This is a genomic window from Kitasatospora sp. NPDC056446 (assembly GCF_042796115.1).
In the GTDB taxonomy this organism is placed as follows: domain Bacteria; phylum Actinomycetota; class Actinomycetes; order Streptomycetales; family Streptomycetaceae; genus Kitasatospora.
This window is the reverse complement of record NZ_JBHTRF010000029.1, coordinates 41087-62530: the sequence shown is the minus strand read 5'-3', so window position 1 is coordinate 62530 and position 21444 is coordinate 41087. Positions and strand designations below refer to the sequence as shown.

General features: G+C 74.6%; 21 protein-coding genes. 17 read left to right on the top strand and 4 right to left on the bottom strand.

The window, feature by feature from the left end; translation table 11 throughout:
- The first annotated feature begins 4 nt into the window (after window positions 1-4).
- From ACFQ6N_RS19860 to ACFQ6N_RS19820, 9 genes are all read left to right on the top strand, one after another.
- Window positions 5-1180: a SchA/CurD-like domain-containing protein gene (locus ACFQ6N_RS19860; RefSeq protein ID WP_380650462.1), complete on the top strand. Its 1176-nt coding sequence runs from the start codon at window positions 5-7 to the stop codon at window positions 1178-1180.
- Window positions 1181-1212: 32 nt separating this feature from the next.
- Window positions 1213-1638 (top strand): cupin domain-containing protein, encoded by a 426-nt coding sequence (locus ACFQ6N_RS19855; protein WP_380650460.1) that lies wholly within the window; start codon window positions 1213-1215, stop codon window positions 1636-1638.
- Window positions 1635-2891, top strand: coding sequence for a beta-ketoacyl-[acyl-carrier-protein] synthase family protein (locus tag ACFQ6N_RS19850; protein ID WP_380650458.1), 1257 nt, complete (start codon window positions 1635-1637; stop codon window positions 2889-2891). The genes ACFQ6N_RS19855 and ACFQ6N_RS19850 overlap by 4 nt, the downstream gene beginning before the upstream one ends.
- Window positions 2892-2896: 5 nt before the next feature.
- Window positions 2897-4138 (top strand): beta-ketoacyl synthase N-terminal-like domain-containing protein, encoded by a 1242-nt coding sequence (locus tag ACFQ6N_RS19845; RefSeq protein ID WP_380650456.1) that lies wholly within the window; start codon window positions 2897-2899, stop codon window positions 4136-4138.
- A 32-nt stretch (window positions 4139-4170) separates the two neighbouring features.
- Window positions 4171-4431, top strand: a complete 261-nt coding sequence (locus ACFQ6N_RS19840; protein ID WP_380650454.1) for an acyl carrier protein — start codon at window positions 4171-4173, stop codon at window positions 4429-4431.
- 1 nt (window position 4432) lies between these two features.
- On the top strand, window positions 4433-4888 hold the full coding sequence (locus tag ACFQ6N_RS19835) for an SRPBCC family protein (RefSeq protein WP_380650452.1): 456 nt from the start codon (window positions 4433-4435) through the stop codon (window positions 4886-4888).
- Window positions 4885-5214 carry a TcmI family type II polyketide cyclase gene (locus ACFQ6N_RS19830; protein WP_380650450.1) on the top strand — a complete coding sequence of 110 codons (330 nt, stop codon included), beginning with the start codon at window positions 4885-4887 and terminating at the stop codon, window positions 5212-5214. The genes ACFQ6N_RS19835 and ACFQ6N_RS19830 overlap by 4 nt, the downstream gene beginning before the upstream one ends.
- 354 nt (window positions 5215-5568) lie before the next feature.
- Window positions 5569-5991 (top strand): hypothetical protein, encoded by a 423-nt coding sequence (locus ACFQ6N_RS19825; protein ID WP_380650448.1) that lies wholly within the window; start codon window positions 5569-5571, stop codon window positions 5989-5991.
- A 103-nt stretch (window positions 5992-6094) separates the two neighbouring features.
- Window positions 6095-6802 (top strand): class F sortase, encoded by a 708-nt coding sequence (locus tag ACFQ6N_RS19820; protein ID WP_380650446.1) that lies wholly within the window; start codon window positions 6095-6097, stop codon window positions 6800-6802.
- A 133-nt stretch (window positions 6803-6935) separates the two neighbouring features.
- Here the strand turns inward: ACFQ6N_RS19820 and ACFQ6N_RS19815 are convergent, their stop codons facing one another.
- The 3 genes from ACFQ6N_RS19815 to ACFQ6N_RS19805 form a co-directional block, all read right to left on the bottom strand.
- Window positions 6936-7970 carry a methyltransferase gene (locus ACFQ6N_RS19815; protein WP_380650444.1) on the bottom strand — a complete coding sequence of 345 codons (1035 nt, stop codon included), beginning with the start codon at window positions 7968-7970 and terminating at the stop codon, window positions 6936-6938.
- 118 nt (window positions 7971-8088) lie between these two features.
- The gene (locus ACFQ6N_RS19810; protein WP_380650442.1) at window positions 8089-9171 is read right to left on the bottom strand and encodes a nitrous oxide reductase family maturation protein NosD; all 1083 of its coding nucleotides are present in this window, start codon (window positions 9169-9171) and stop codon (window positions 8089-8091) included.
- Between the two features lie 423 nt (window positions 9172-9594).
- Window positions 9595-10953, bottom strand: coding sequence for a cytochrome P450 (locus ACFQ6N_RS19805; protein WP_380650440.1), 1359 nt, complete (start codon window positions 10951-10953; stop codon window positions 9595-9597).
- Window positions 10954-11149: 196 nt separating this feature from the next.
- Between ACFQ6N_RS19805 and ACFQ6N_RS19800 the strand changes: the two genes are divergently transcribed.
- Entirely contained in the window at window positions 11150-12091 is a 942-nt protein-coding gene (locus tag ACFQ6N_RS19800; RefSeq protein WP_380650438.1) for a deoxyribonuclease IV, read from the top strand.
- Between the two features lie 172 nt (window positions 12092-12263).
- The gene (locus ACFQ6N_RS19795) at window positions 12264-14342 is read left to right on the top strand and encodes an MMPL family transporter (protein ID WP_380650436.1); all 2079 of its coding nucleotides are present in this window, start codon (window positions 12264-12266) and stop codon (window positions 14340-14342) included.
- 42 nt (window positions 14343-14384) lie between these two features.
- Here ACFQ6N_RS19795 and ACFQ6N_RS19790 read toward each other — a convergent pair whose 3' ends face one another.
- Window positions 14385-14606, bottom strand: coding sequence for a hypothetical protein (locus ACFQ6N_RS19790; protein ID WP_380650434.1), 222 nt, complete (start codon window positions 14604-14606; stop codon window positions 14385-14387).
- Window positions 14607-15017: 411 nt separating this feature from the next.
- Between ACFQ6N_RS19790 and ACFQ6N_RS19785 the strand changes: the two genes are divergently transcribed.
- The 6 genes from ACFQ6N_RS19785 to ACFQ6N_RS19760 all read left to right on the top strand — a co-directional run bounded on the left by ACFQ6N_RS19785 (window position 15018) and on the right by ACFQ6N_RS19760 (window position 21154).
- The gene (locus ACFQ6N_RS19785) at window positions 15018-16409 is read left to right on the top strand and encodes an amino acid permease (RefSeq protein WP_380650432.1); all 1392 of its coding nucleotides are present in this window, start codon (window positions 15018-15020) and stop codon (window positions 16407-16409) included.
- Between the two features lie 291 nt (window positions 16410-16700).
- The gene (locus ACFQ6N_RS19780) at window positions 16701-17348 is read left to right on the top strand and encodes an HNH endonuclease family protein (protein ID WP_380650430.1); all 648 of its coding nucleotides are present in this window, start codon (window positions 16701-16703) and stop codon (window positions 17346-17348) included.
- A 142-nt stretch (window positions 17349-17490) separates the two neighbouring features.
- Window positions 17491-17679 carry a YegP family protein gene (locus tag ACFQ6N_RS19775; protein WP_380650428.1) on the top strand — a complete coding sequence of 63 codons (189 nt, stop codon included), beginning with the start codon at window positions 17491-17493 and terminating at the stop codon, window positions 17677-17679.
- A 121-nt stretch (window positions 17680-17800) separates the two neighbouring features.
- Complete coding sequence (locus ACFQ6N_RS19770) at window positions 17801-19102, top strand: glycosyltransferase family 4 protein (protein ID WP_380650426.1); 1302 nt, start codon at window positions 17801-17803, stop codon at window positions 19100-19102.
- Window positions 19099-20295 carry a glycosyltransferase gene (locus ACFQ6N_RS19765; RefSeq protein ID WP_380650424.1) on the top strand — a complete coding sequence of 399 codons (1197 nt, stop codon included), beginning with the start codon at window positions 19099-19101 and terminating at the stop codon, window positions 20293-20295. Before ACFQ6N_RS19770 ends, ACFQ6N_RS19765 begins: the two co-directional genes overlap by 4 nt.
- Window positions 20270-21154, top strand: a complete 885-nt coding sequence (locus tag ACFQ6N_RS19760) for an SGNH/GDSL hydrolase family protein (protein WP_380650422.1) — start codon at window positions 20270-20272, stop codon at window positions 21152-21154. Before ACFQ6N_RS19765 ends, ACFQ6N_RS19760 begins: the two co-directional genes overlap by 26 nt.
- The last annotated feature ends 290 nt before the right edge of the window (window positions 21155-21444 follow it).

Here is a 21444-nt window from a genome sequence, read left to right as displayed (position 1 = left end):
GATCATGACAACTCTGTCCGAACCCCAGCCGAGGCAGCAGTCCGAGTCCGACACCCGGTTGCGGGTGGTGCTGATGCTGGAGATCCAGGACGGCGCCCAGCAGCGCTTCCTCGACGTCTACGAGCAGCTGCGCCACCAGGTGGCCTCCGTCCCCGGGCACGTCAGCGACCAGCTGTGCCAGTCGATCAACGACCCCCGCCAGTGGCTGATCACCAGCGAATGGGAGGACCAGGAGACCTTCCTGGACTGGGTGGACAGCCCGGCCCACCGCGAGATGGTCAAGCCCATGCACGGCTGCGTCAGCGACAACTTCCGCTCGCTGCGCTACGCCGTCCTGCGCGAGACCTCCGCGGCCGGCTCGACCGGCACCCGGGCACCGGTGGAGGTGCCGCCCGGACTGCCGCGCTCCGCCCCCGCCGGGCAGGTCGGCCCGCCGAAGGCCGACCCCGGCCCGGACGGCGTGGTCCGCCACGCGCTGACCTTCACCGTCCGGCCCGGCAGCGAGCCGGAGGTGGCCCGGATCCTCTCCGGCTACGCCTCCCCCCGCGCCGAGGTGGACGAGCACACCCGGCTGCGCCGCACCTCGCTGTTCATGCACGGCAACCGGGTGGTCCGGGCCGTCGAGGTGATCGGCAGCCTGGGGGACGCGCTGCGCCACGTGGCGATGCAGCCCGAGGTGCGGGCCGTCGAGGAGGCGATCAACCCGTACCTGGAGGAGGTGCGGCAGCTGGGCGACCCGCAGTCCGCCCGCGCGTTCTTCGCCAAGGCCGCGCTGCCCGCCCGGCACCAGGCCATCGCCAGCTCCCCCGCCTCCGGCCGGCTGCACCGGCACGCCGTGCTCTACCCCGTCCGCCCGGGCGAGGGACGGGCCGTGGCCGAGCTGCTGGCCGACTACGACAACCTGGCCACCGCCGACCCGACCGGGCCGGTCGCGGCGGGCACCGTCTTCCGGCGCGAGGACGTGGTGGTGCGCCTGGTCGACCTGCGGGTGCCGGCCGAGGCCGACCCGGCGGCCGCCCTCGGCGTGGCGGACGACCGGGAGGCCGCCGAGCTCGCCCGGCTGCTCGACCTCGGCCCGCAGACCGACCTGCGCACCGTCGCCGGACTCAGCGCCTTCCTCGCCGCCCGCGCGATGAACCCGGTCACCGACCGCAGCTCCGGCGACCCCCAGGACAACTGACGCTCCGTCACCCTTTTCGGAAGAAGACCACCATGACCACGCAGTACCCACGGATCGTCAACGTCGACGAGGCTCCGGAGAACCGCCGCCACGGCGCCGAGCTGCGCACCATGCTCACCCCGACCAGCTGCGGGGCGACCAGCGGCTTCATGGGCCTGGCCATCGTGCGGCCCGGCGAGCGGATCCGCGAGCACTACCACCCGTACTCCGAGGAGTTCGTGTTCGTCGTCAGCGGCGAGCTGGAGGTGGACCTGAACGGGGAGCCCCACCCGCTCAAGGCCGACCAGGGCCTGATGATCCCGATCGACATGCGCCACCGCTTCCGCAACGTCGGCGACACCGAGGCCCGGATGGTCTTCCACCTCGGCCCGCTCGCCCCGCGCCCCGACCTCGGCCACGTGAGCACCGAGGAGAGCGCGGCCTCCGGCCCGCCGGAACACGCCAAGGTGGCCTCGTGACACGGCGCGTCGCCGTCACCGGGATCGGTGTGGTCGCGCCCGGCGGCGTCGGGGTCCCCGCGTTCTGGGACCTCCTCACGGCCGGCCGCACCGCGACCCGGGGGATCACGCTCTTCGACCCCGCCGGGTTCCGCTCCCGGATCGCCGCCGAGGTCGACTTCGACCCGGCGGCCCACGGGCTGGGCCCGGAGGACGTCCGACGGGCGGACCGCTACGTGCAGTTCGCGATGGTCGCGGCCGACGAGGCGATCGCCGACGCCGGCCTGGACCTCGCCGCCGAGGACCCGTGGCGGATCGCCGTCTCGCTCGGCACCGCCGTCGGCGGCACCACCCGGCTGGAACACGACTACGCCCTGGTCAGCGGCGCCGGCGCACGCTGGGACGTGGACCACCGGCAGGCCGAGCCGCACCTGCACCGGGCCTTCGCGCCCAGCACGCTGGCCTCCGCCGTCGCCGAACGGACCGGCGCGCACGGCCCGGTGCAGACCGTCTCCACCGGCTGCACCTCCGGCCTCGACGCGATCGGCTACGGGTTCCAGGCGGTCGAGGAGGGCCGCGCCGACATCTGCCTCGCCGGCGCCTCCGACTCCCCGATCTCGCCGATCACCGTCGCCTGCTTCGACGCCATCAAGGCCACCAGCGAACGCAACGACGACCCGCAGCACGCCTCCCGCCCCTTCGACGCCGAACGCGACGGCTTCGTCCTCGGCGAGGGCGGCGCCGTCCTGGTCCTGGAGGAGCTGGAGCACGCCCGCCGCCGCGGCGCCCGCGTCTACGGCGAGGTCGGCGGCTTCGCGACCTTCGGCAACGCGTACCACATGACCGGCCTCACCAAGGAGGGGCTGGAGATGTCCCGGGCGATCGACCACGCGCTCGACCACGCCCGGATCGACCGCACCGACGTGGACTACGTCAACGCGCATGGCTCGGGCACCAAGCAGAACGACCGGCACGAGACCGCCGCGGTCAAGCGCTCGCTGGGCAGCCACGCCCACCGGACGCCGATGAGCTCGATCAAGTCGATGGTCGGGCACTCGCTCGGCGCGATCGGCGCCATCGAGGTCGTCGCCTGCACCCTGGCGCTCGCCCACGGCGTCGTGCCGCCGACCGCCAACTACGAGACTCCGGACCCGGAGTGCGACCTCGACTACGTGCCGCGCACCGCGCGCGAGCTGCCACTGAGCCACATCCTCTCGGTCGGCAGCGGATTCGGCGGATTCCAGTCCGCCGTCGTGCTCAACAGAACGGGGTGAGTTCCATGACGTCACGTCAGCAGGGCCGCCGGGCGGTGGTCACCGGCCTCGGCGTGGTGGCACCGAACGGTGTCGGGGCCGACGCCTTCTGGAAGGCCACCAGGCAGGGCGTGAGCGTCCTCGACCGGATCTCCCGCGAGGGCTGCACCGAGCTGCCGCTCCGGATCGCGGGCCAGGTACGGGACTTCGAACCGCAGTCCGCGATCGACACCCGCTACCTGGTGCAGACCGACCGCTTCACGCACTACGCGATGGCCGCCGCCGACCTGGCGGTGGCGGACGCCGGCTTCCGGCCCGACGACGGACAGCCCTTCGCGGTCGGCGTGGTGACCGCCGCCGGCTCCGGCGGCGGCGAGTTCGGCCAGCGCGAACTCCAGCAACTCTGGGGCCAGGGGCCGAAGTTCGTCGGACCGTACCAGTCCATCGCCTGGTTCTACGCGGCCAGCACCGGGCAGATCTCGATCCGCGGCGGCTACAAGGGCCCGTGCGCGGTGGTCGCCAGCGACGAGGCCGGCGGCCTGGACGCCCTCGCGCACGCCGCCCGCTCGATCGAGCGCGGCACCGAGGCGGTGGTGGTCGGCGCCGCCGAGGCCCCGCTGGCGCCGTACTCGATGGTCTGCCAGCTCGGCTACCCCGAGCTCAGCCTCGCCGAGCGGGCCGACGAGGCCTACCTGCCGTTCACCGCGCAGGCCTGCGGCTTCGCCCCCGCCGAGGGCGGCGCGATGCTGCTGCTGGAGGACGAACAGGCGGCCCGGCGGCGCGGCGCCACAATCAGGGCGCAGCTGGCCGGGCACGGCGCCACCTTCACCGGGGCCTCCCGCTGGGAGGAGTCCCGGGAGGGGCTCGCCGCCGCGATCCGGCTCGCACTGGACGAGGCCCGGGTCGCGCCCGAGGAGATCGACGTGGTCTTCGCGGACGCGCTCGGCGTGCCCGCCGCCGACCGGGCCGAGGCCCTGGCACTGGCCGACGCGCTCGGCCCGGCCGCCGAACGCGTCCCGGTCACCGCGCCCAAGACCGGGACCGGGCGGGCCTACTGCGGCGCCCCCCTGCTGGACGTGGCCGCCGCCGTGCTGGCCATGGAGGACGGCGTCCTGCCGCCCACCCCCAACGTCACCGAGGTCTGCCACGACCTCGCCCTGGTGACCGGCCGCGCCCGGCCGGCCGATCTGCGCACCGCGCTGGTGCTCAGCCGCGGGCTGATGGGCTCCAACTCGGCGCTGGTGCTCCGGCGCGGGAAGCGGCCCTGAACCACTCCGTCACACCTTCGAAGGGACACCCCGTGAGCAACACCCTCAGCTATCCGGAACTCGCCGCACTGCTCCAGGCCAGGGCCGGCGTCACCGTCGACCCGGGCGACCTGGAGCAGCCGGGTGCCCAGTTCGACACCTTCGGCGTCGACTCGCTCGGACTCCTCGGGATCGTCGGCGAGCTGGAGAACCGGCACGGCCTCAAGGTCACCTCCGGCGCCGAGTCCGCCAAGACCCCGGCCGAGTTCCTGGAGCTGGTCAACTCCTCCCTCTCCGCGAAGGCCGGTGCCTGAGATGCCCGGACACACCGACAACGAGATCGTCATCGCGGCGCCGCTCGACCTGGTCTGGGAGATCACCAACGACCTGGAGAACTGGCCGGACCTCTTCAGCGAGTACGCCTCGGTCGAGGTCCTGGAGCGCGACGGCGACCGGGTGCGGTTCCGGCTCACCATGCACCCGGACGAGAACGGCAAGGTCTGGAGCTGGGTCTCCGAGCGCACCACCGACAAGACCTCGCTGGCGGTGCGCGCCCGGCGGGTCGAGCCCGGACCGTTCGAGTTCATGGACATCCGCTGGGAGTACGCGGAGGTCCCGGCCGGCACCCGGATGCGCTGGATCCAGGACTTCGCGATGAAGCCCACCGCCCCGGTCGACGACGACGGCATGGTCAACCACATCAACCGCAACTCGCGGATCCAGCTGCAGCTGATCCGGGAGAAGGTCGAGAAGCGGGCGGCGGAGCTGTGAGCGGCGCGCACCGGGCCCTGATCGTCGCCCGGATGAAGCCCGAGGCGGCGCCGGACATCGCCGAGGTGTTCGCCGAGTCCGACCAGGGCGAACTGCCGCACCTGATCGGGGTCACCGGCCGCAGCCTCTTCCAGTTCGGCGATGTCTACCTGCACCTGATCGAGGCCGACCGGCCGCCGGGGCCGGCGGTCGCCAAGGTCGTCGGGCACCCGGACTTCCGGACCGTCAGCGACCGCCTGACCGCCTACGTCCAGGCGTACGACCCGGCCACCTGGCGCGAGCCGAAGGACGCGATGGCGCGGGAGTTCTACCGCTGGGACCGCTGAACCGGCGCGTCCCCGATGGGCCCGCCCCCGGCCGTACGCCGGGGGCGGGCCCATGCGCGGTCCGGGGGCTCGTGCCGGTCCTGGCTCATGTGCCGTCCGGGGCCGCCGCCCGCCGTCCGACGCCGTGGCGCCCGGTCCCGCCGACTGAAGCCGAATCACCCGGAAAGCCCGGGCAGCCGGGTGAACACACCCGGGACTCCACCCGAAGGGCGCACAGTCCGGACCGGCGCTGCCGCGCTCCGGTGGCAGGCGGCGGCACGGTGGATGACGGTGGATCAGGCGCACCCCCCGCGAGTCCCCTTGCCCGGCACCGTGCCGGCAGTCGCGGGTCCGCGCGCCGGAAGGATCATCCTCATGCGTTCTGCACGCACACTGCTCGCCGGGGCGGCCGTCGCGGCCGTCCTGACCGTCGGTGCCCCCATGGCTTTCGCCGACGGTTCCGCCGACCAGGGCAAGAACCTCACCTGGCAGGAGAAGCAGGACAAGCCCGAGAAGGGCGCCGCCGAGGCGTCCAAGGGCACCGACGACAAGAAGGGCGGCGCTGCCTCCGAGGAGCACAAGGGCTCCGGCGAACACAAGGCCACCGACGAGCACAAGGGCACCGAGGCCAAGGACGAGGAGCACAAGACCCCGCACGGCGGCGTGCACACCGGTGGCGGCGGACTGTCGCTGTCCGGCGGCGGGCTCGCCTCCGGCGCGGTGCTGCTGCTCGGCGGCCTGGGTGCCGGCGCCCTCGCCCTGCGCCGTGGCCGCCGCGCCTCCGGCGCGGTCGCCTGACGCCCGACACCGCGCTTCCGCCGCCTCCGGGCGCCTCCCCCGGCCGGGGTGGGGCGCACCGGGGGCGGCGGACCGTTCGGAACCGGTTGAGCGGAGGACAGGAATGACGGGCGGTCCCGCCTCTGGAATGCCCCGGCTGCTGCGCGCCGGGATGGGTGCGGCAGCGGTCGGGCTGCTGCTGATCTACAACTCGGTGGACACCGAGCCGAGCACCGACGCGGCGGCCTCCGAGGCCGCTCCCCCGGCGGCCGCCGCACCGGCCGTCCCCGGGCCGCCGGCCGCCTCCCCGCCGCCCGCGGCGGCACCCGCCGCACCGGGGGCGGCCGTACCGGGGGCGGCGGTGCTCAAGCGCGCCGCGCCGGTCCGGCTGAAGATCCCGCAGATCGCCGTGGACGCGCCGTTCACCGAGCTGACCCTCAGCCCGGCCGGCCAGCTCAACGCGCCGCCGCCGGACGACAAGAACCTGGTCGGCTGGTACCGGGACGGCGTGACCCCGGGCGAGCGCGGCAGCGCGGTCGTCGCCGGGCACGTGGACACCACCAAGGGCCCGGCGGTGTTCCTGCTGCTGAGCCTGCTGCTGCCGGGGAACAAGATCGAGGTGAGCCGCGCGGACGGCACGGTCGCGGTCTTCTCGGTGGACACGGTGGAGACCTTCGCCAAGGACGCCTTCCCCGACCAGAAGGTGTACGGCAGAACGACCGACGCCCAGCTGCGGCTGATCACCTGCGGCGGCACGTACGACAAGAAGCGGCTGGACTACCTGGACAACGTGGTGGTCTTCGCCCACCTGGAGTCCTCGCACAAGGCCTGACGCGGCGCGGACGCGGACGACCGCCGGCCCCCTGCTTCCCGGGGGCCGGCGGTCGTGTCGCGGGTGCGGCGGCTGCGGCTGCGGCTGCGGCTGCTGCTGGTTCGACGGCGGCGGCAGTGGCGGCGGCAGTGGCTCAGCCGCGCACGGTCGCCTCGAAGGCGTGCAGGTAGGGGTTGACCGGGCAGACCTCGGCAACCGTCAGGCCGGCCTCCTCCATCAGCAGGACCATGCTCTCCTCGGAGTGCTTGGCGCCGCCCACGTTGAGCATCAGCAGCAGGTCCATGGCGGTGGTGAAACGCATCGACGGGCTGTTGTCGACCAGGTTCTCCACCACCACGACGCGGGCGCCGGGGCGGGCCGCCTTCACCACGTTGGCGAGGGTGCGGCGGGTGCTCTCGTCGTCCCACTCCAGGATGTTCTTGATGATGTAGAGGTCGGCGTGGACCGGGATGTCCACCCGGCAGTCGCCCGGCACCAGGCGCGCGCGGGCCGAGAAGGCACCGCCGTCCTGCAGCCGGGAGTCGGCGCCCGCCACGACCTTGGGCAGGTCGAGCAGGGTGCCGTGCAGCGCCGGGTGCTTCTCCAGCAGGCTGGCCAGCACATGGCCCTGGCCGCCGCCGATGTCGACCACCGAGTCGACGCCGGTGAGGTCCAGGTAGTCGGCGAAGTCCCGGGCGGACTGCCGGCTGGAGGTGGTCATCGCCTTGTCGAAGACCTTCGCCGAGTCGCCGCCCTCGCTGTGCAGGTAGTCGAAGAACTCCTTGCCGAACAGTTCGGGGAAGACGTTGCGGCCCGAACGGACCGCCTCGTCCAGCTTCGGCCAGGCCTCCCAGGTCCACGGCTCCGTGCACCAGAGCGAGATGTAGCGCAGGGAGTTGGGGGCGTCCTCGCGCAGCAGACGGGACATCTCGGTGTGCTCGAAGCGGTCGTCGCCGGTCTCGGTGAAGATTCCGTAGCAGGTGAGCGCCCGCAGCAGGCGGCGCAGTTGGCGGGGCTCGGTGTCGAGCACGACGGCGAGCTCGGTGACGGTGGCCGGGGTGTCGCCGAGCGCGTCGGCGACACCGAGCCGGGCGGCGGCCCGGACGGCGGCGGCGCAGGCGGCGCCGAAGACGAGTTCGCGCAGGCGCATCGCGGCCTGCGGGCCGGTGTGGGCGGATGCGGTGGTCATGGGCGGTTCCTTGGAGTTCCTGGGCGGAGACGGCGGAGGGGTCCGCCGGGGTGCTGCCGGGGTACTTCCGGGGTGCTGGTGGGGTGCCGGGGCACGAGGGGCGTGCTGCCCCGGGCCGTCAGCACCGGCCGGACGGTTCCGAGCGCTCGCAGGTGTTGCGGGCGAAGGTGTTGTCGGCGCCGGTGTCGCGGTCGGCGAGGTCGGCCGGGCCGTTGCCGCTCAGTCGGTTGTCGGTGATCACGGCCCGGGCGTTGGCGATGCCGACGACGCTCTTGAAGAGCACGATCCCGCCGGAGAAGTCCGAGGTGCCCGTGTTGTCGCGGACCTCGTTGCGGGTGACCCGGGTGTCCTCGGTGCCGGTGAGCACGATGCCGGCGCCCTGGATGGCGCCCAGGCGCGGGTTCGCCGGGCAGAACTTGTTGTTGGCGACGACCCGGTTCCCCCGCACGTCGAGGTCCCCGGCGCGGGGCACGCCCTCGTCGCCGACCACGAAGACCCCGCTGCAGTTGCCGCTGATGTCGTTGTCCTGGACGACCAGCTCGCGCAGCCGGCGGACGGTGACGCCCACCCGGTTCCCGGTCAGCTCGTTGCCCTCGACGACGGTGCCGCCGGTGGCGGGCGCCCCGCCCTCGCGGTAGGCGTAGTTGGCGAGGAAGACACCCGACTGGCCGTTGTCGGTGGCGCGGTTGCCGCGGATGACGGCCCGGGTGGACATCTCCTGGCTGATGCCCTGCTGGGCGTTGTCGTGAACGTAGGTGTGGCGGACGGTCAGGCCGGCGGTACCGCTGGCGTCGACGCCGTTCTTCCGGAAGCCGGTGACGGCCAGGGACTCGATCGTGACGTCGGGCAGCGGGGCCGCCTCGGTGCCGACCACGCAGATGCCGTGCCCGGCGGTGGCGCAGGCGTTCTCCGTACCGGTACCGGGGGTGATCACGCTGTCCGGGCCCGCGCCACGCAGGGTGAGACCGGGGGTGGTGATGCGGACGCTGCCCCGGTAGGTGCCGGGGGACAGCAGGACGGTGTCGCCGGGACGGGCGGTGTCGACCGCCCGCTGGATCGATTCGCCCGGCTGGACGAGGTGCAGCCGGCCGAGGTCGGCGGCGTGGGCCGCCGGCGTGGCGGCCAGGGCGGCGAGAGTGGTGGTCAGGGCGGTGGCGGCGGCGGTGGCCGCGGCGAGGTGGTGGACCCGTCGCGTGGGCATGAGTGGTGACCTGTCTTTCGGCGCGCGCTGTTCGCTGTGGAGGAGCGCGGTGCGGGCTCGTGAGGGGTGGTGGCGCGGGTGGTGAGGGGTGGTGAGGGGTGGTGGCGCGGGTGGTGTCGTGGTGTCCGGCCCGCTCCGGCGGCGTGGGCTGACGCGCTGTGTGCGGGCGGTGACGGCCGGTGGGTGCGGCCGAGTCGACGGTACGGTCGCCCGGGAGGGGCCGCCACCAGGGCTGGGCTGCGGGACTGACGGGGCGTCGGCCGGTGGTGGGACGGCTCGGCGTGGCGTCCGGCGTGGCGCGCGGTGGCCGGACATGACGACGCGCCCGGCCGCGGGGGCGGACGGGCGCGAGGGGGGTGGACGGGCTGGTAGGTGGTGCTGGGTGGCGGTGCCGTGGGTCCGGCCCGGCGGCCCGGCGGCCCGTCAGTCCTCGGCCCGAGCCTGCGGGCCGAGGCGCACCGGCAGGGCGGCGAGGTGCCAGGCGGCCGGGTTCGGGCCGCGCTCGACGGCCTCCGGTCCGACCGCCAGGGCCACCCCCGGGTACGTCCGCAGCAGGACGTCGAAGGCGACCACCGCTTCCTCGTGCGCCAGGACCGCGCCCAGGCAGCGGTGGGCGCCGTGGCCGAACCCGAGGTGCGCCTCGTGGTGCCCGTCGCGGTCCGGCGCGCTCGCCCGGCGGACGTCCAGCCGCTCCGGCTCGGCGTACACCCGGGGGTCGTGGTTGGCCCCCGCGAGGATCGGCACCACCGCCTCGCCCTTGCGGATCAGGGTCCCGGCCAGGGTGAGGTCCTCGGTCGCGTAGCGCGGGACCCCGCCGATGGTCGGGCCGCACCAGCGCATCAGCTCGTCGACGGCGGCGGGCAGCAGGGCCGGGTCGGCGCGGACCAGCGCCAGCTGCTCGGGGTGGGCGAGCAGCGCGGCCGTCCCGTTGCCGATCAGGGTCGCGGTGGTCTCGTGGCCGGCGACGACCAGGTTGAGGATCAGCGACACGGTCTCGATCGGGTCGAGGGCCTCCCCCTCGGCGGCCGCCAGCCGGGAGAGCAGGCCCTCGGCCGGTTCGCCGCGGCGGCGCTCGACCAGCTCGCGGGCGGCGGCCACCATGGCGCGCAGTGCCTCGTCCAGTCCGGGCCCGGCGCCCCTGCCGAGGTAGGAACTCCAGCCGCGCCACTGCGGGCGGTCGGCCTCGGGGATGCCGAGGAGTTCGCAGATCACCGCGACGGGCAGCGGGTAGGCGAAGTGCGCGACCAGGTCGACGACGCCGTCCCGGTCGGCGTGCTCGGGCAGGGCCCGCGCGTACTCCTCGGCGAGCCGGGCGATCCGGGGCCGCAGGCGCTCTACCGCACCGGCCGTGAAGGCGGGGTGGACCAGGCCGCGCATCCGGCGGTGCCTGGCGCCGTCCGCGCCGAAGACGCCGGCGCGCAGGTACTTCGCGCACTCGGCCGGCATGCCCCGGGCGCGCCAGACCTGTTCGGTGCGGTGGGCGGGGCCGGGGGCGTCGGTCGGGCCCGTCGGGTCGGTCGGGTCGGTCGGGTCGGTCGCGGTGGCGGGGCAGTCGACGCCGTCGACGCTGCTGACGTTGTCGACGTTGTTGACGAAGCGCGGGTCGGACAGCACGGTGCGGACGTCCTGGTAGCGGACGGCGATCCAGAAGGGGTCCACGCCGGGGATGGTGGCGCGGGCCAGCGGGGCGCGTTCGCGCAGATCGGCGAAGGCGCCGAAGGGGTCGCGGACCAGGTAGTCGGCACGCAGGTCGACGGTCTCGGCGGGTTCGGCGGTGGTCACGACTGCCTCCTCGGGCGCGGAGTCCTTGTGGTCACGGATCGTGACGGAGCCGGGCGGCGAGGTCCGGGCTTTCCGGTCCGGATTCACTCGATCGATGACGAAGGATCGTTTCGCCGGCCCGTCTCCGGCACCGCCGGCGGCGGCCCGGCCCGGGCTGCCGGACACCTCCGTCCGGCCCCGTGGCATGCTCGGGGCCATGACCACCGCGCCCGCCCCGCCCGTCGCCACCGTCCGCAATCCGATCGGCGCCCACGTCCCGGTTGCCGGACGGGGACTGGCCGGGACGGGCCTGGCGTACGCACGGCGGGTCGGCGCCGAGACGGTGCAGGTGTTCGTGGCCAACCCGCGCGGCTGGGCCACTCCCCCGGGCAACCCGGCGCAGGACGAGGAGTTCCGCACCGCCTGCGCCGAGCAGGGCGTCCCGGCCTGGGTGCACGCGCCGTACCTGATCAACTTCGGCTCGGACAACCCGGCCACCCGCGAGCGCTCCGCCGACTCGCTGCGGCACTCGCTGCACCGCGGCCACGCCATCGGCGCGCTCGGCGTCGTCCTTCACACCGGCTCGGCGGTCGGTACGGCGCCCGGCGGCGGCTCGCGCCGGGCCGAGGCGATGGCGCAGGTCCGCGCGGACGTACGGCCGCTGTTGGACGAGCTCGACGCTCTCGGCGAGGACGCGCCCTGGCTGCTGCTGGAGCCGACCGCCGGGCAGGGCAGCTCGCTCTGCTCGCGGCTGGAGGAACTGGCCGAGTACGTGGAGGCGCTGGACGGCCACCCGAAGGTGGGCGTCTGCCTGGACACCTGCCACGCCTTCGCCGCCGGGCACGACCTCGCGGTGCCCGGCGGGGTGACGGCCGCCCTGGACGCCCTGGCCTCCGCCGCCGGTCCGGGCCGGCTGCGGCTGATCCACGCCAACGACTCGGAGGACGTCGTCGGCGCCCGCAAGGACCGGCACGCCAACATCGGCGCCGGGATGATCGGCGCGGAGCCGTTCCGGGAACTGTTCGAGCACCCGGAGACGGCCGGTGTGCCGCTGCTGGTGGAGACCCCGGACCGCAAGCACGGCGGGGACGGCACCGGGCACGCGATGGACATCGCGGTGCTGAAGGAGCTTCGGGAGCGGGCAGCGGTCCGGGCCTGAGGCCGCGGGAGCGGCGGGGGCGGACCGCGCGAGCGGGCGGACAACGGGCCCGGCAGGGACGCGGGGGGCTGACGGGAGCGGGGGCTGACGGCGGCCCCGGCTGAGCTGCCGGATGACCGGGCCGGTGGCAGGCTGGACGAGTCTCTGCCGCCGGCCTCCCAGGGGGTCTCGGATGTCCCCGACCCGGAAACTCGCCGCGCTGCCGTGCGGACGCCGCAGCAAGTGGGTGGTCCTGGCCCTGTGGCTGGTGCTGCTGGTGGCTTTCGGCCCGCTGGCCGGCAAGCTCATGGGCGCCGAGGACAACCAGGCGTCCAGTTGGCTGCCCGGCAACGCCGAGTCCACCCAGGTGCTGAACGAGCAACGGGCCTTCCAGCCGGTGGACACCGCTCAGGCCGTCGTGGTGTACCAGCGGACCGGTGGCATCACCCCCGAGGACCGGGCCGTGGCCACCCGCGACGCCGTCGGCTTCGCCGCCGTGCCGCATGTCGTCGGGCCGGTGGTCGGGCCGGTGGTCTCCGCCGACGGCCAGGCGATGCAGACCGTCGTGCCGATCGACATCGGCAGCAACGGCTGGAACGACCTCAAGCCCGCCGTCGACCAGCTGCGCCGGACCGCCGCCGCCGACAGCCACGGCATGACCACCCATGTGACCGGCCCCGGCGGGGTCGCCGCCGACCAGGCCGCGGCCTTCTCCGGCATCGACGGCTCACTGCTCGCCGCCACCGTCAGCGTCGTGATCATCCTGCTGCTGCTCACCTACCGCAGCCCCGTGCTGTGGGCCCTGCCGCTGATCTCGGCGGCCGGCGCGCTGACCGTCTCCCAGGCACTCATCTACCTCCTCGCCAAGCACGCCGGGCTGACCGTCAACGCGCAGAGCGCCGGCATCCTGATCGTCCTGGTGCTCGGCGCCGGGACGGACTACGCGCTGCTGCTCACCGCCCGCTACCGCGAGGAGCTGCGCCGCCACGAGGACCGGCACGAGGCGATGGCCTTCGCCCTGCACCAGGCCGGGCCCGCCGTCCTCGCCTCCTCCGCGACCGTGGTCGCGTCCATGCTCTGCCTGCTGGTCGCCCAGATGAACTCCACCCGGGGCCTCGGCCCGGTCTGCGCGATCGGCGTCGTGGTCGCCCTCGCCGCCATGCTGACCCTGCTGCCCGCACTGCTGGTGATCGTCGGCCGCTGGGTGTTCTGGCCGGTCCGGCCCGGGTACGGCACCCCCGAACCGACCAGGACCGGCCGCTGGGCGCACATCGGCGCGTGGATCGGCCGCCGCCCGCGCAAGGTCTGGGCCGGAACGGCGCTCGCGCTCGCGGCCTGCTGCGTGGGACTGGTCTCCCTCGACGCCAACGGCCTCGGCACGGCCGGGACGTTCACCGGCAAGCCGGACTCGGTGGTCGGGCAGCAGGTACTGGAGCAGCACTTCCCCGGCGGCACCGGCGCGCCGCTGACGATCATCTCCACCGCCGCCGCAGCCCCCGCCGTACGGGACGCCACCCGCACGACGGCCGGGGTGTCGGCCACCACGGCCCCGGTCGTCCACGACGGGCAGGCACTGTTCCAGGCCACCCTCGCCGACCCGCCGGACAGCCAGGCCGCCAAGGACACCGTCGACCGGGTGCGGACCGCCGTGCACGCCGTGCCGGACGCGAACGCCAAGGTCGGCGGCAGCACCGCCGTCGTGCTGGACGCCGGGCGGGCCGCCGGGAACGACAACCGGGCGATCATCCCGCTGGTCCTCGGCGTGGTGCTGCTGATCCTGGCCGTCCTGCTGCGGGCCGTCACCGCGCCGCTGGTGCTGATCGCGACCGTGGTGCTCTCGTACGCGGCGGCGCTCGGGATCAGCGCGTTCTTCTTCGCGCACGTCTTCCACTTCCAGGGCCAGGACAACGCGTTCCCGCTGTTCGTCTTCGTGTTCCTGGTCGCGCTGGGGATCGACTACAACATCTTCCTGATGACCCGGGTCCGGGAGGAGTCCGCCCAGCACGGCACCCGGCAGGGGGCACTGAACGGGCTCGCCGCGACCGGCGGGGTGATCACCTCCGCCGGGCTGATCCTGGCCGGCACCTTCGCCGTCCTGGGCACCCTGCCGATCGTGGGCTTCGCCGAGATCGGCTTCGCGGTCGCCCTCGGCGTGCTGCTGGACACCCTGGTGGTGCGCTCGGTGCTGGTCACCGCGCTCACCATGGACCTGGACCGGCACATGTGGTGGCCCGGGCGGCTGGGCCCGGGAGCCGGGAGCGGGCAGCGGTGAGCCCGGGAGCCGCCGTGGCGGTTCCCGGGCCCGGGGCCTCGATCAGGAGTCGCCGATGCAGTCGTCCTCGGTGTGCTCGTGGACGTTGAGCCAGGTGGCGTGCGGGCCGAACAGGCCGACACCGGCCGAGCCCGACTCCAGGCTCGCCCCGGTCGACGAGTGCGACGCGTTCCAAGCCATCGCCGGCACCGGCGCCGCGAAGGCGGCGGCGCCGGTCACGGCGGCGATCACGGCGAGCTTGCGGATGTTTCCACGAAGCGACATCAAATGTCCTTTGGGTGGTCTCTGGCATGAGGGAGCGCCCCGGGGTCGGCCACGAACACACCCGGCAACCCCGCGGCACCGACTCAGGTTTGCACACGAACCCGCACGAACCCGGCGGCGCCGCAACCCGAATCAGGCATTCGGGTGACACGACTCCCCCGACCGGACGAACGGGGCGGCCCCGCCGCGCACCCGGTCGAACGGCCGTACGCGGGCTCCGGACGAGTGCCCGTCCGACTGCCGCGCCACCGCAAGACTTGCGGTGAAGCACCCGGCGAACTGAACAAATCCTGTCGATTTGGTGCAAGGTGTCGCCTGGTCCGAGCATGAACGGTCGCTCCGCGCGCCCCACCCCGCTCCACCGAGCGCGCGCCGGAGCCCGAGCAGGACCACGAAAGGCGCAGCACCTCCATGCAGACCAGTCCCGCCGCACCCCGGCAGGCGACCCGACCGGACGGCCCGGCGACCCCGGCCCCGCACCCGGCCGAACCCACCCCTCCGAAGAACGGCCGCTTCGGGCTGGTGACCGCCACCGCCCTGGTCATGGGCAACATCATCGGCGGCGGCATCTTCATGATCCCGGCCGCCGTGGCACCGTACGGGACGGTCAGCCTGCTCGCGTTCGCGGTGCTCACCGTCGGCGCGATCGCGCTGGCGCTGGTCTTCGGGCAGCTGGCGCGGCGCAACCCGCGTACCGGCGGGCCGTACGTCTACGCCCGCGAGGCCTTCGGGGACTTCGCCGGCTTCCTGTCCGCCTGGTCGTACTGGATCACCACCTGGGTCAGCAACGCCGCGCTCGCCGTGGCCGCCGTCGGCTACCTCGGCGTGCTGCTGCCCCCCGTCGGCCACTCCATGGCGCTCAGCATCACCGCCGCACTGGCCTTCCAGTGGCTGCCGGCGCTGGCGAACCTGGCCGGGACGCGTTACGTCGGAGCGGTCCAACTCGTCTCCACCGTACTGAAGTTCATCCCGCTACTGCTGGTGTCGGTGGGCGGACTGTTCTTCTTCGATCCGAAGAACCTCGGGCCCTTCGACGCCAACGGCCAGGGCTGGGCGGGCGGCATGACCGCCGCCGCGGCGATCCTGCTGTTCAGCTACCTGGGCGTGGAGTCGGCCGCGATGAGCGCGGGCAAGGTCCGCGACCCGGAGCGCAACGTCGGCCGGGCCAGCGTGCTCGGCACCACCGGCGCGGCGGTGGTCTACCTGCTGGGCACGCTGGCGGTCTTCGGCAGCGTGGCGCACGAGCGGCTCGTCCACTCCACCGCACCGTTCTCGGACGCCGTGAACGCCATGTTCGGCGGCTCCTGGGGCGGCACGGTGATCGCCGTCGCCGCACTGGTCTCGATGACCGGCGCCCTCAACGGCTGGACCCTGCTGGCCGCCCAGGCCCCGTACGCGGCCGCAAAGGACGGGCTCTTCCCGGCCGCCTTCGCCAAGGAGCGGCGCGGTGTGCCGACCTTCGGCGTGCTGGTCAGCGTGGCCCTGGCCTCGGCGCTCACCGTCCTCAACTTCGCCAGCGGCGCGAAGGGCGCGTTCGACATCCTGGTGCTGGTCACCACCTTCACCGCCACCGTCCCGTATTTGCTCTCCACCGCCGCCCAGCTGTACTGGCTGGTCCGCGGCGCCACCGAGAAGGTCGACAACGGCCGGCTCGTCCGCGACGCCGTCCTCGGCCTGGGCGCCTTCGCCTTCTCCCTCTGGCTGCTGGCGGGGGCCGGCTACGCCGCCGTGTACCAGGGCGTCCTGTTCCTCTTCGCGGGGATCCTGGTCTACGTCTGGATGGCGGGCCGGCGCCGGGCCTGACCCCGGCCGGGGCTCCGGCCCGCCCGGGTCGGGGCCAGCCCCGGCCCCGACGCCGACCCGGCACCGGCACCGGCACCGGCACCGGCACCGACCAAGTGCGAGCGGCCTCCCGGTGCGAACCGGGAGGCCGTGAACTCCCCTGCCGAGTGCCGGACTTGTCCGGGAGACGACCGGTACGGGTCCGACGTCCACGAAGATTTCACTTCCCGGGTCTACCCGCGTAGTCCCGGGCTCGCCACACTGGCGCACGCAACTCAGCAGTTCATCCGATCTGATGATGGAGCGTTCGCCATGGCCCCCACCGCGTCCATACGCCGGTACCTGACCTTCGTCCCGACCGTCGCCGCCCTCGCCGCCGCGACCGTCCTCACCGCCGGCAGCCCCGCCCAGGCCGCCCTGCCGACCCCGATCTCCGCCGCCACCGCGCAGGCCTACCTCGCCGCGATGCCCGCCACCGCCGAGACCCACGGGGACACCTACGACCGGACGCTGTTCCCCACCTGGATCACCATCAGCGGCACCTGCGACACCCGCGAATGGGTCGTCAAGCGGGACGGCACCAACGTCGCCACCGACACCTCCTGCAAGGCCACCAGCGGCAGTTGGTCCTCGCCGTACGACAACGCCACCACCACCAACGCCTCGTCCTTCGACGTCGACCACCTGGTGCCGCTCTCCGAGGCCTGGGCCTCCGGCGCCTGGGCCTGGACCACCCCCCAGCGCCAGGCCTTCGCCAACGACATCAGCCGCCCCCAGCTGCTCCTGGTCTCCGCGAGCAGCAACCGCTCCAAGGGCGACCGCGACCCCGCCGAATGGCTCCCCCAGGCCTCCTACCGCTGCACCTACGCCCGCGCCTGGGTGCAGGTCAAGCAGTACTACGGCCTCAGCGTCGACAGTGCCGAGAAGACCGCGCTGACCGGCATCCTCAACGGCTGCTGACCCGACCCCCGCCGCAACGGCACACGGCCCCGGGCCCCGCACCGCCGGTGTGACTCGGATGCCCCGGTCGGGGGGCGGGGTGGCGGGGGCCGACCTACGGTGCGGTGCGAGGGGGTCGGTTGAGCGAGAGGTGTCGACAGGCATGGCTGGACGGTTCGAGCTGTACACGGACGAGAGCGGGATGCACCGGTTCCGGCTCAAGGCGAGCAACGGGTCGGTCGTGGTGACCGGGGACCCGGAGGAGAGCAAGGACGACTGCCTACGGAGCATCGAGTCGATCCGCAGGCTCGCGCCGTACGCGGAGTTGAAGGAGTCCGCCGGGTCGGTGTGAGACCGGGTGGCAGGACAGGCAGTGGGGGACGCGGGTCGGCGGCACAAATCGCCGACCCGCGTTCGCTTGTACGACAGATCCCTTTGGCCGGGTGCATGCCGGACCCGGACACAACACTGGCATGCGTGTCGTCATCGTCACCGAATCCTTCCCTCCCGAGGTCAACGGGGTCGCCCACAGCGTGCTGCGGACGGCCGAGCATCTGGTCCGCCGGGGCCACCAGCCCCTCGTCATCACCCCCGCGCCGGCGCGGGGCGCGGAGTGCCCGCCGGAGACCTTCGGGAGTGCCGAGGCGGCGGAGATCCCCGTGGTGCGCATCCCGTCCGTGCCCTTGCCCGGGTACCCGCAGGTGCGGATCGCGCTGCCGAGCCGCCAGCTGGCGGCGGCGGTCGCCGCGCACCGGCCGGACATCGTCCACCTGGCCAGCCCGTTCGTGCTGGGCGCGCGCGGGGCACAGGTGGCGGCACGGCTCGGGGTCCCCGCCGTGGCCGTCTACCAGACGGACCTCGCCGGGTACGCGCACGCCTACCGGGCCGGGCGGGGGCTCGGGGAGGCCGCCGCCTGGCGGCGGATCCGGTCCGTGCACCGGGCGGCCGCCCGGACGCTGGCGCCGTCCACCCCGGCCGCGCAGGACCTCACCGCGCACGGGGTCCCCCGGGTGCAGCTGTGGCCGCGCGGGGTGGACTCGGCCCGGTTCCACCCCCGGCACCGGGACGAGGCGCTGCACCGGGCGCTCGCGCCCGGCGGGGAGGTGCTGGTCGGGTACGTGGGGCGGCTGGCCCCGGAGAAGCGGGTCGACCTGCTGACGGCCGCCTCGGCACTGCCCGGCGTCCGGGTGGTGGTGGTCGGGGACGGCCCCTCGGCGCCCGGCCTGAAGGCCTCGATGCCCGGCGCGGTGTTCCTGGGCCGGCGGACGGGCGAGGAACTGGCGCGCTGCTTCGCGACGCTGGACCTGTTCGTGCACACCGGCCCGCTGGAGACCTTCTGTCAGACCATCCAGGAGGCGATGGCCAGCGGGGTCCCGGTGGTCGGCCCGGCGGCGGGCGGTCCGCTGGACCTGGTCGCGCACCACCGCACCGGTCTGCTGGTGCCGCCCCGGGACGGCGCGGCGGTCGCCCGGGCGGTGGCCGAGTTGGCCGCCGATCCGGTGCGGCGGGCCGCGTACGGGCAGGCCGGGCGGGCGGAGGTGACCGCGCGCACCTGGGAGGCGGTCGGGGACCTGCTGTTGCGGCACTACGCCGAGGTGCTGGCGGAGCACCGGGGGGCGGGGGTCCCTGCGACGGAGGAGTCGGCGGCGGCGGTCGAGGCGGTGGGGGGCGAGGCGGTGCCGACGGTGGCGGTCAAGGCCGTGGCGGGCGAGGCGGTGCCGTCGGCCGCGGTCGTCGTCGCCGAGGACGCGCTGGCGGAGGAGTTGCCGGCATGAGCACCGTCCCGAACGGCGAACCGCTGACGATCGTCCGGCTCGCCAACTTCGTCACCCCGGTCTCCGGGGGCCTGCGCACCGCGCTGCGGCACCTGGGCGCCGGGTACCGGGCCGCCGGGCACCGGCCGGTGCTGATCGTGCCCGGGGAGCGCCGCAACGAGGAGGAGACCGAGCAGGGCCTGGTGGTCACCCTGCCCGGGACGCCGCTGCCGGCCAGCGGCGGCTACCGGCTGCTCACCGACCGCCGGGCGGTGTCCGCCGAACTGACCCGGCTCTCCCCCGACCGGCTGGAGGTGTCCGACCGCACCACCCTGCGCTGGACCGGCGGGTGGGCCCGGCGGCACGGGGTGCGCTCGGTGATGGTGTCGCACGAGAGCGCCACCGGGCTGCTGCGCACCTGGGGACTGCCCGGGCCACTGGCGGGTGGCGCCGCCGACCGGCTCAACGCGGCCACCTCGCGGGCGTACGACTCGGTGCTCTGCACGACCGACTGGGCCGCCTCGGAGTTCCGGCGGATCGGCGCCCCGAACCTCGTCCGGGCCCCGCTCGGGGTGGACCTGGACGCGTTGCGGCCGCTCCCGCGGGCCGACCGGGCGTCGGAACGGGCCCGGTACGCGGCACCGGACGAGGTGCTGCTGGTGCTCTGCTCGCGGCTCTCGGCGGAGAAGCGGCCCGAGCGGGCGATCGAGGCCCTGGCCGCGCTGCGGGCCGGGCTACTGCCCGCCGTCCTGGTGGTGGCCGGGACCGGACCGCTGCGGGAGCGGCTGGCGGCCAAGGCGGCCCGGCTGCGGGTCCCGGTGCGCTTCCTCGGGCACCTGAGCGGGCGGGAGGCCGTGGCCCGGCTGCTGGGCTGCGCGGACGTGGTACTCGCCCCGGGCCCGGTGGAGACCTTCGGGCTGGCCGCGATGGAGGCCCTGGCCTGCGGGACTCCGGTCGCGGTCAGCCGCGCCTCCGCACTGCCCGGACTGGTCGGGCTCGCCGGGGTGGCCGCCGACGACTCGGGCAGCGGATTCGCCTCGGCCGTACGGCAGTTGCTGGACCGGCCGGAGGACGCCCGGCGGACTGCCGCCCGGGCGCGGGCCGAACGGTACGGCTGGCCGGCGGCGGTGGCCGCGTTCCTGGCGGCCCACGGGGCACGGAACCCCGGCGCGGTGGAGGAGGGTCGGAATGAGCATGCTCGGCACTGGTCCTGACCGCCTGTCGGAAGGGCGCTCGCCGGCGGGCGAGCTGGTGCGGTTCGTCGCCCTCGGGGACTCGCTGACGGAGGGCGTCGGCGACGCGGTGGGCGAGAAGTGGCGCGGCTGGGCCGCCGTCCTCGCGGGCTCGCTCGCCCCCGAGGGACGGGAGGCCGAGTTCACCAACCTGGCCTACAGTGGCGCGCTGACAGCCGACTTGACGAACCGTCAGCTTCCGAAGGCGCTGGCCCTGCGGCCCCAGCTGGCGGCCGTGGTGGTCGGCGGCAACGACACCCTGCGGGCGGGCTTCGACATCCGGCGCACCACCCTGGAACTGGACGCCACCCTGGGCGAACTGTCCGGCCACGGGGCGGTCCTGCTGACCGCCTGCCTACCCGACCCCGGCACCCTGCTCCGGCTCCCGGCGCCGCTCGCCCGCCCGCTGGCCCGCCGGATGCGGGCCGTCAACACCGTGGTGCACGCCCTCACCGCACGCCACCGGGCGGTGCACCTGCACCTCGCCGAACTTCCGTGGCTCGCGCGGCGGCAGCTGCTGAGCGTGGACCGCCTGCACCCCAGCGCCGAAGGCCACCACCTGATCGCCCGCCAGTACCACCGGCTGCTCACCGACGCCGGCCACCCCCTCGGCCCGCCGCCCGCCGCCGCACCGGCCGAGCCCCCACCCGGCCCGGCCGCCGACCTCTGGTGGATGGCCACCCGGGGCACCCGCTGGCTGGCCGCGCGCAGCACCGACCTGCTGCCCGGGCTGCTGGCACTCGCGGCCGCCGAGGCGGTCACCCGGCTGCGCGGCGCGAGCGCGCGGCACGACGAGCAGATGGCGCGGGCGGCGGCGCAGGCGCTGGCGTCGCTGGGGTGAGGGCGGGCCAGGGCCGGCTGCAAGCGGGCTCGGGCCGGGTGCAAGCGGGCTCGGGCCGGGTGAGGAGGCTCGGGCCGGGTGAGGAGGCTCGGGCCGGGTGAGGAGGCTCGGGCCGGGTGAGGAGGCTCGGGCCGGGTGAGGAGGCTCGGGCCGGGTGAGGGCACGCCCGGGCCGGATGAGGTGGCTCGGGCCTGGTGAGGGCGGGCCCGGGCCACCGCCCGGCCGGAAGGGTCGTCCCCGGATCACCCGACGGTGGTGATCGGCGCGGCGGCCGGGTGGGAACCATGGGA

Excerpts from the sequence above, each read along its gene's own strand:
- ACFQ6N_RS19845 (WP_380650456.1), top strand. The coding sequence starts at position 2,897 with ATGACGTCACGTCAGCAGGGCCGCCGGGCGGTGGTCACCGGCCTCGGC.
- ACFQ6N_RS19820 (WP_380650446.1), top strand. The coding sequence starts at position 6,095 with ATGACGGGCGGTCCCGCCTCTGGAATGCCCCGGCTGCTGCGCGCCGGG.
- ACFQ6N_RS19765 (WP_380650424.1), top strand. The coding sequence starts at position 19,099 with ATGAGCACCGTCCCGAACGGCGAACCGCTGACGATCGTCCGGCTCGCC.
- ACFQ6N_RS19810 (WP_380650442.1), bottom strand. The coding sequence starts at position 9,171 with ATGCCCACGCGACGGGTCCACCACCTCGCCGCGGCCACCGCCGCCGCC.
- ACFQ6N_RS19795 (WP_380650436.1), top strand. The coding sequence starts at position 12,264 with ATGTCCCCGACCCGGAAACTCGCCGCGCTGCCGTGCGGACGCCGCAGC.
- ACFQ6N_RS19815 (WP_380650444.1), bottom strand. The coding sequence starts at position 7,970 with ATGACCACCGCATCCGCCCACACCGGCCCGCAGGCCGCGATGCGCCTG.
- ACFQ6N_RS19770 (WP_380650426.1), top strand. The coding sequence starts at position 17,801 with ATGCGTGTCGTCATCGTCACCGAATCCTTCCCTCCCGAGGTCAACGGG.
- ACFQ6N_RS19780 (WP_380650430.1), top strand. The coding sequence starts at position 16,701 with ATGGCCCCCACCGCGTCCATACGCCGGTACCTGACCTTCGTCCCGACC.
- ACFQ6N_RS19825 (WP_380650448.1), top strand. The coding sequence starts at position 5,569 with ATGCGTTCTGCACGCACACTGCTCGCCGGGGCGGCCGTCGCGGCCGTC.
- ACFQ6N_RS19800 (WP_380650438.1), top strand. The coding sequence starts at position 11,150 with ATGACCACCGCGCCCGCCCCGCCCGTCGCCACCGTCCGCAATCCGATC.
- ACFQ6N_RS19775 (WP_380650428.1), top strand. The coding sequence starts at position 17,491 with ATGGCTGGACGGTTCGAGCTGTACACGGACGAGAGCGGGATGCACCGG.
- ACFQ6N_RS19785 (WP_380650432.1), top strand. The coding sequence starts at position 15,018 with ATGCAGACCAGTCCCGCCGCACCCCGGCAGGCGACCCGACCGGACGGC.
- ACFQ6N_RS19860 (WP_380650462.1), top strand. The coding sequence starts at position 5 with ATGACAACTCTGTCCGAACCCCAGCCGAGGCAGCAGTCCGAGTCCGAC.
- ACFQ6N_RS19790 (WP_380650434.1), bottom strand. The coding sequence starts at position 14,606 with ATGTCGCTTCGTGGAAACATCCGCAAGCTCGCCGTGATCGCCGCCGTG.
- ACFQ6N_RS19760 (WP_380650422.1), top strand. The coding sequence starts at position 20,270 with ATGAGCATGCTCGGCACTGGTCCTGACCGCCTGTCGGAAGGGCGCTCG.
- ACFQ6N_RS19855 (WP_380650460.1), top strand. The coding sequence starts at position 1,213 with ATGACCACGCAGTACCCACGGATCGTCAACGTCGACGAGGCTCCGGAG.
- ACFQ6N_RS19835 (WP_380650452.1), top strand. The coding sequence starts at position 4,433 with ATGCCCGGACACACCGACAACGAGATCGTCATCGCGGCGCCGCTCGAC.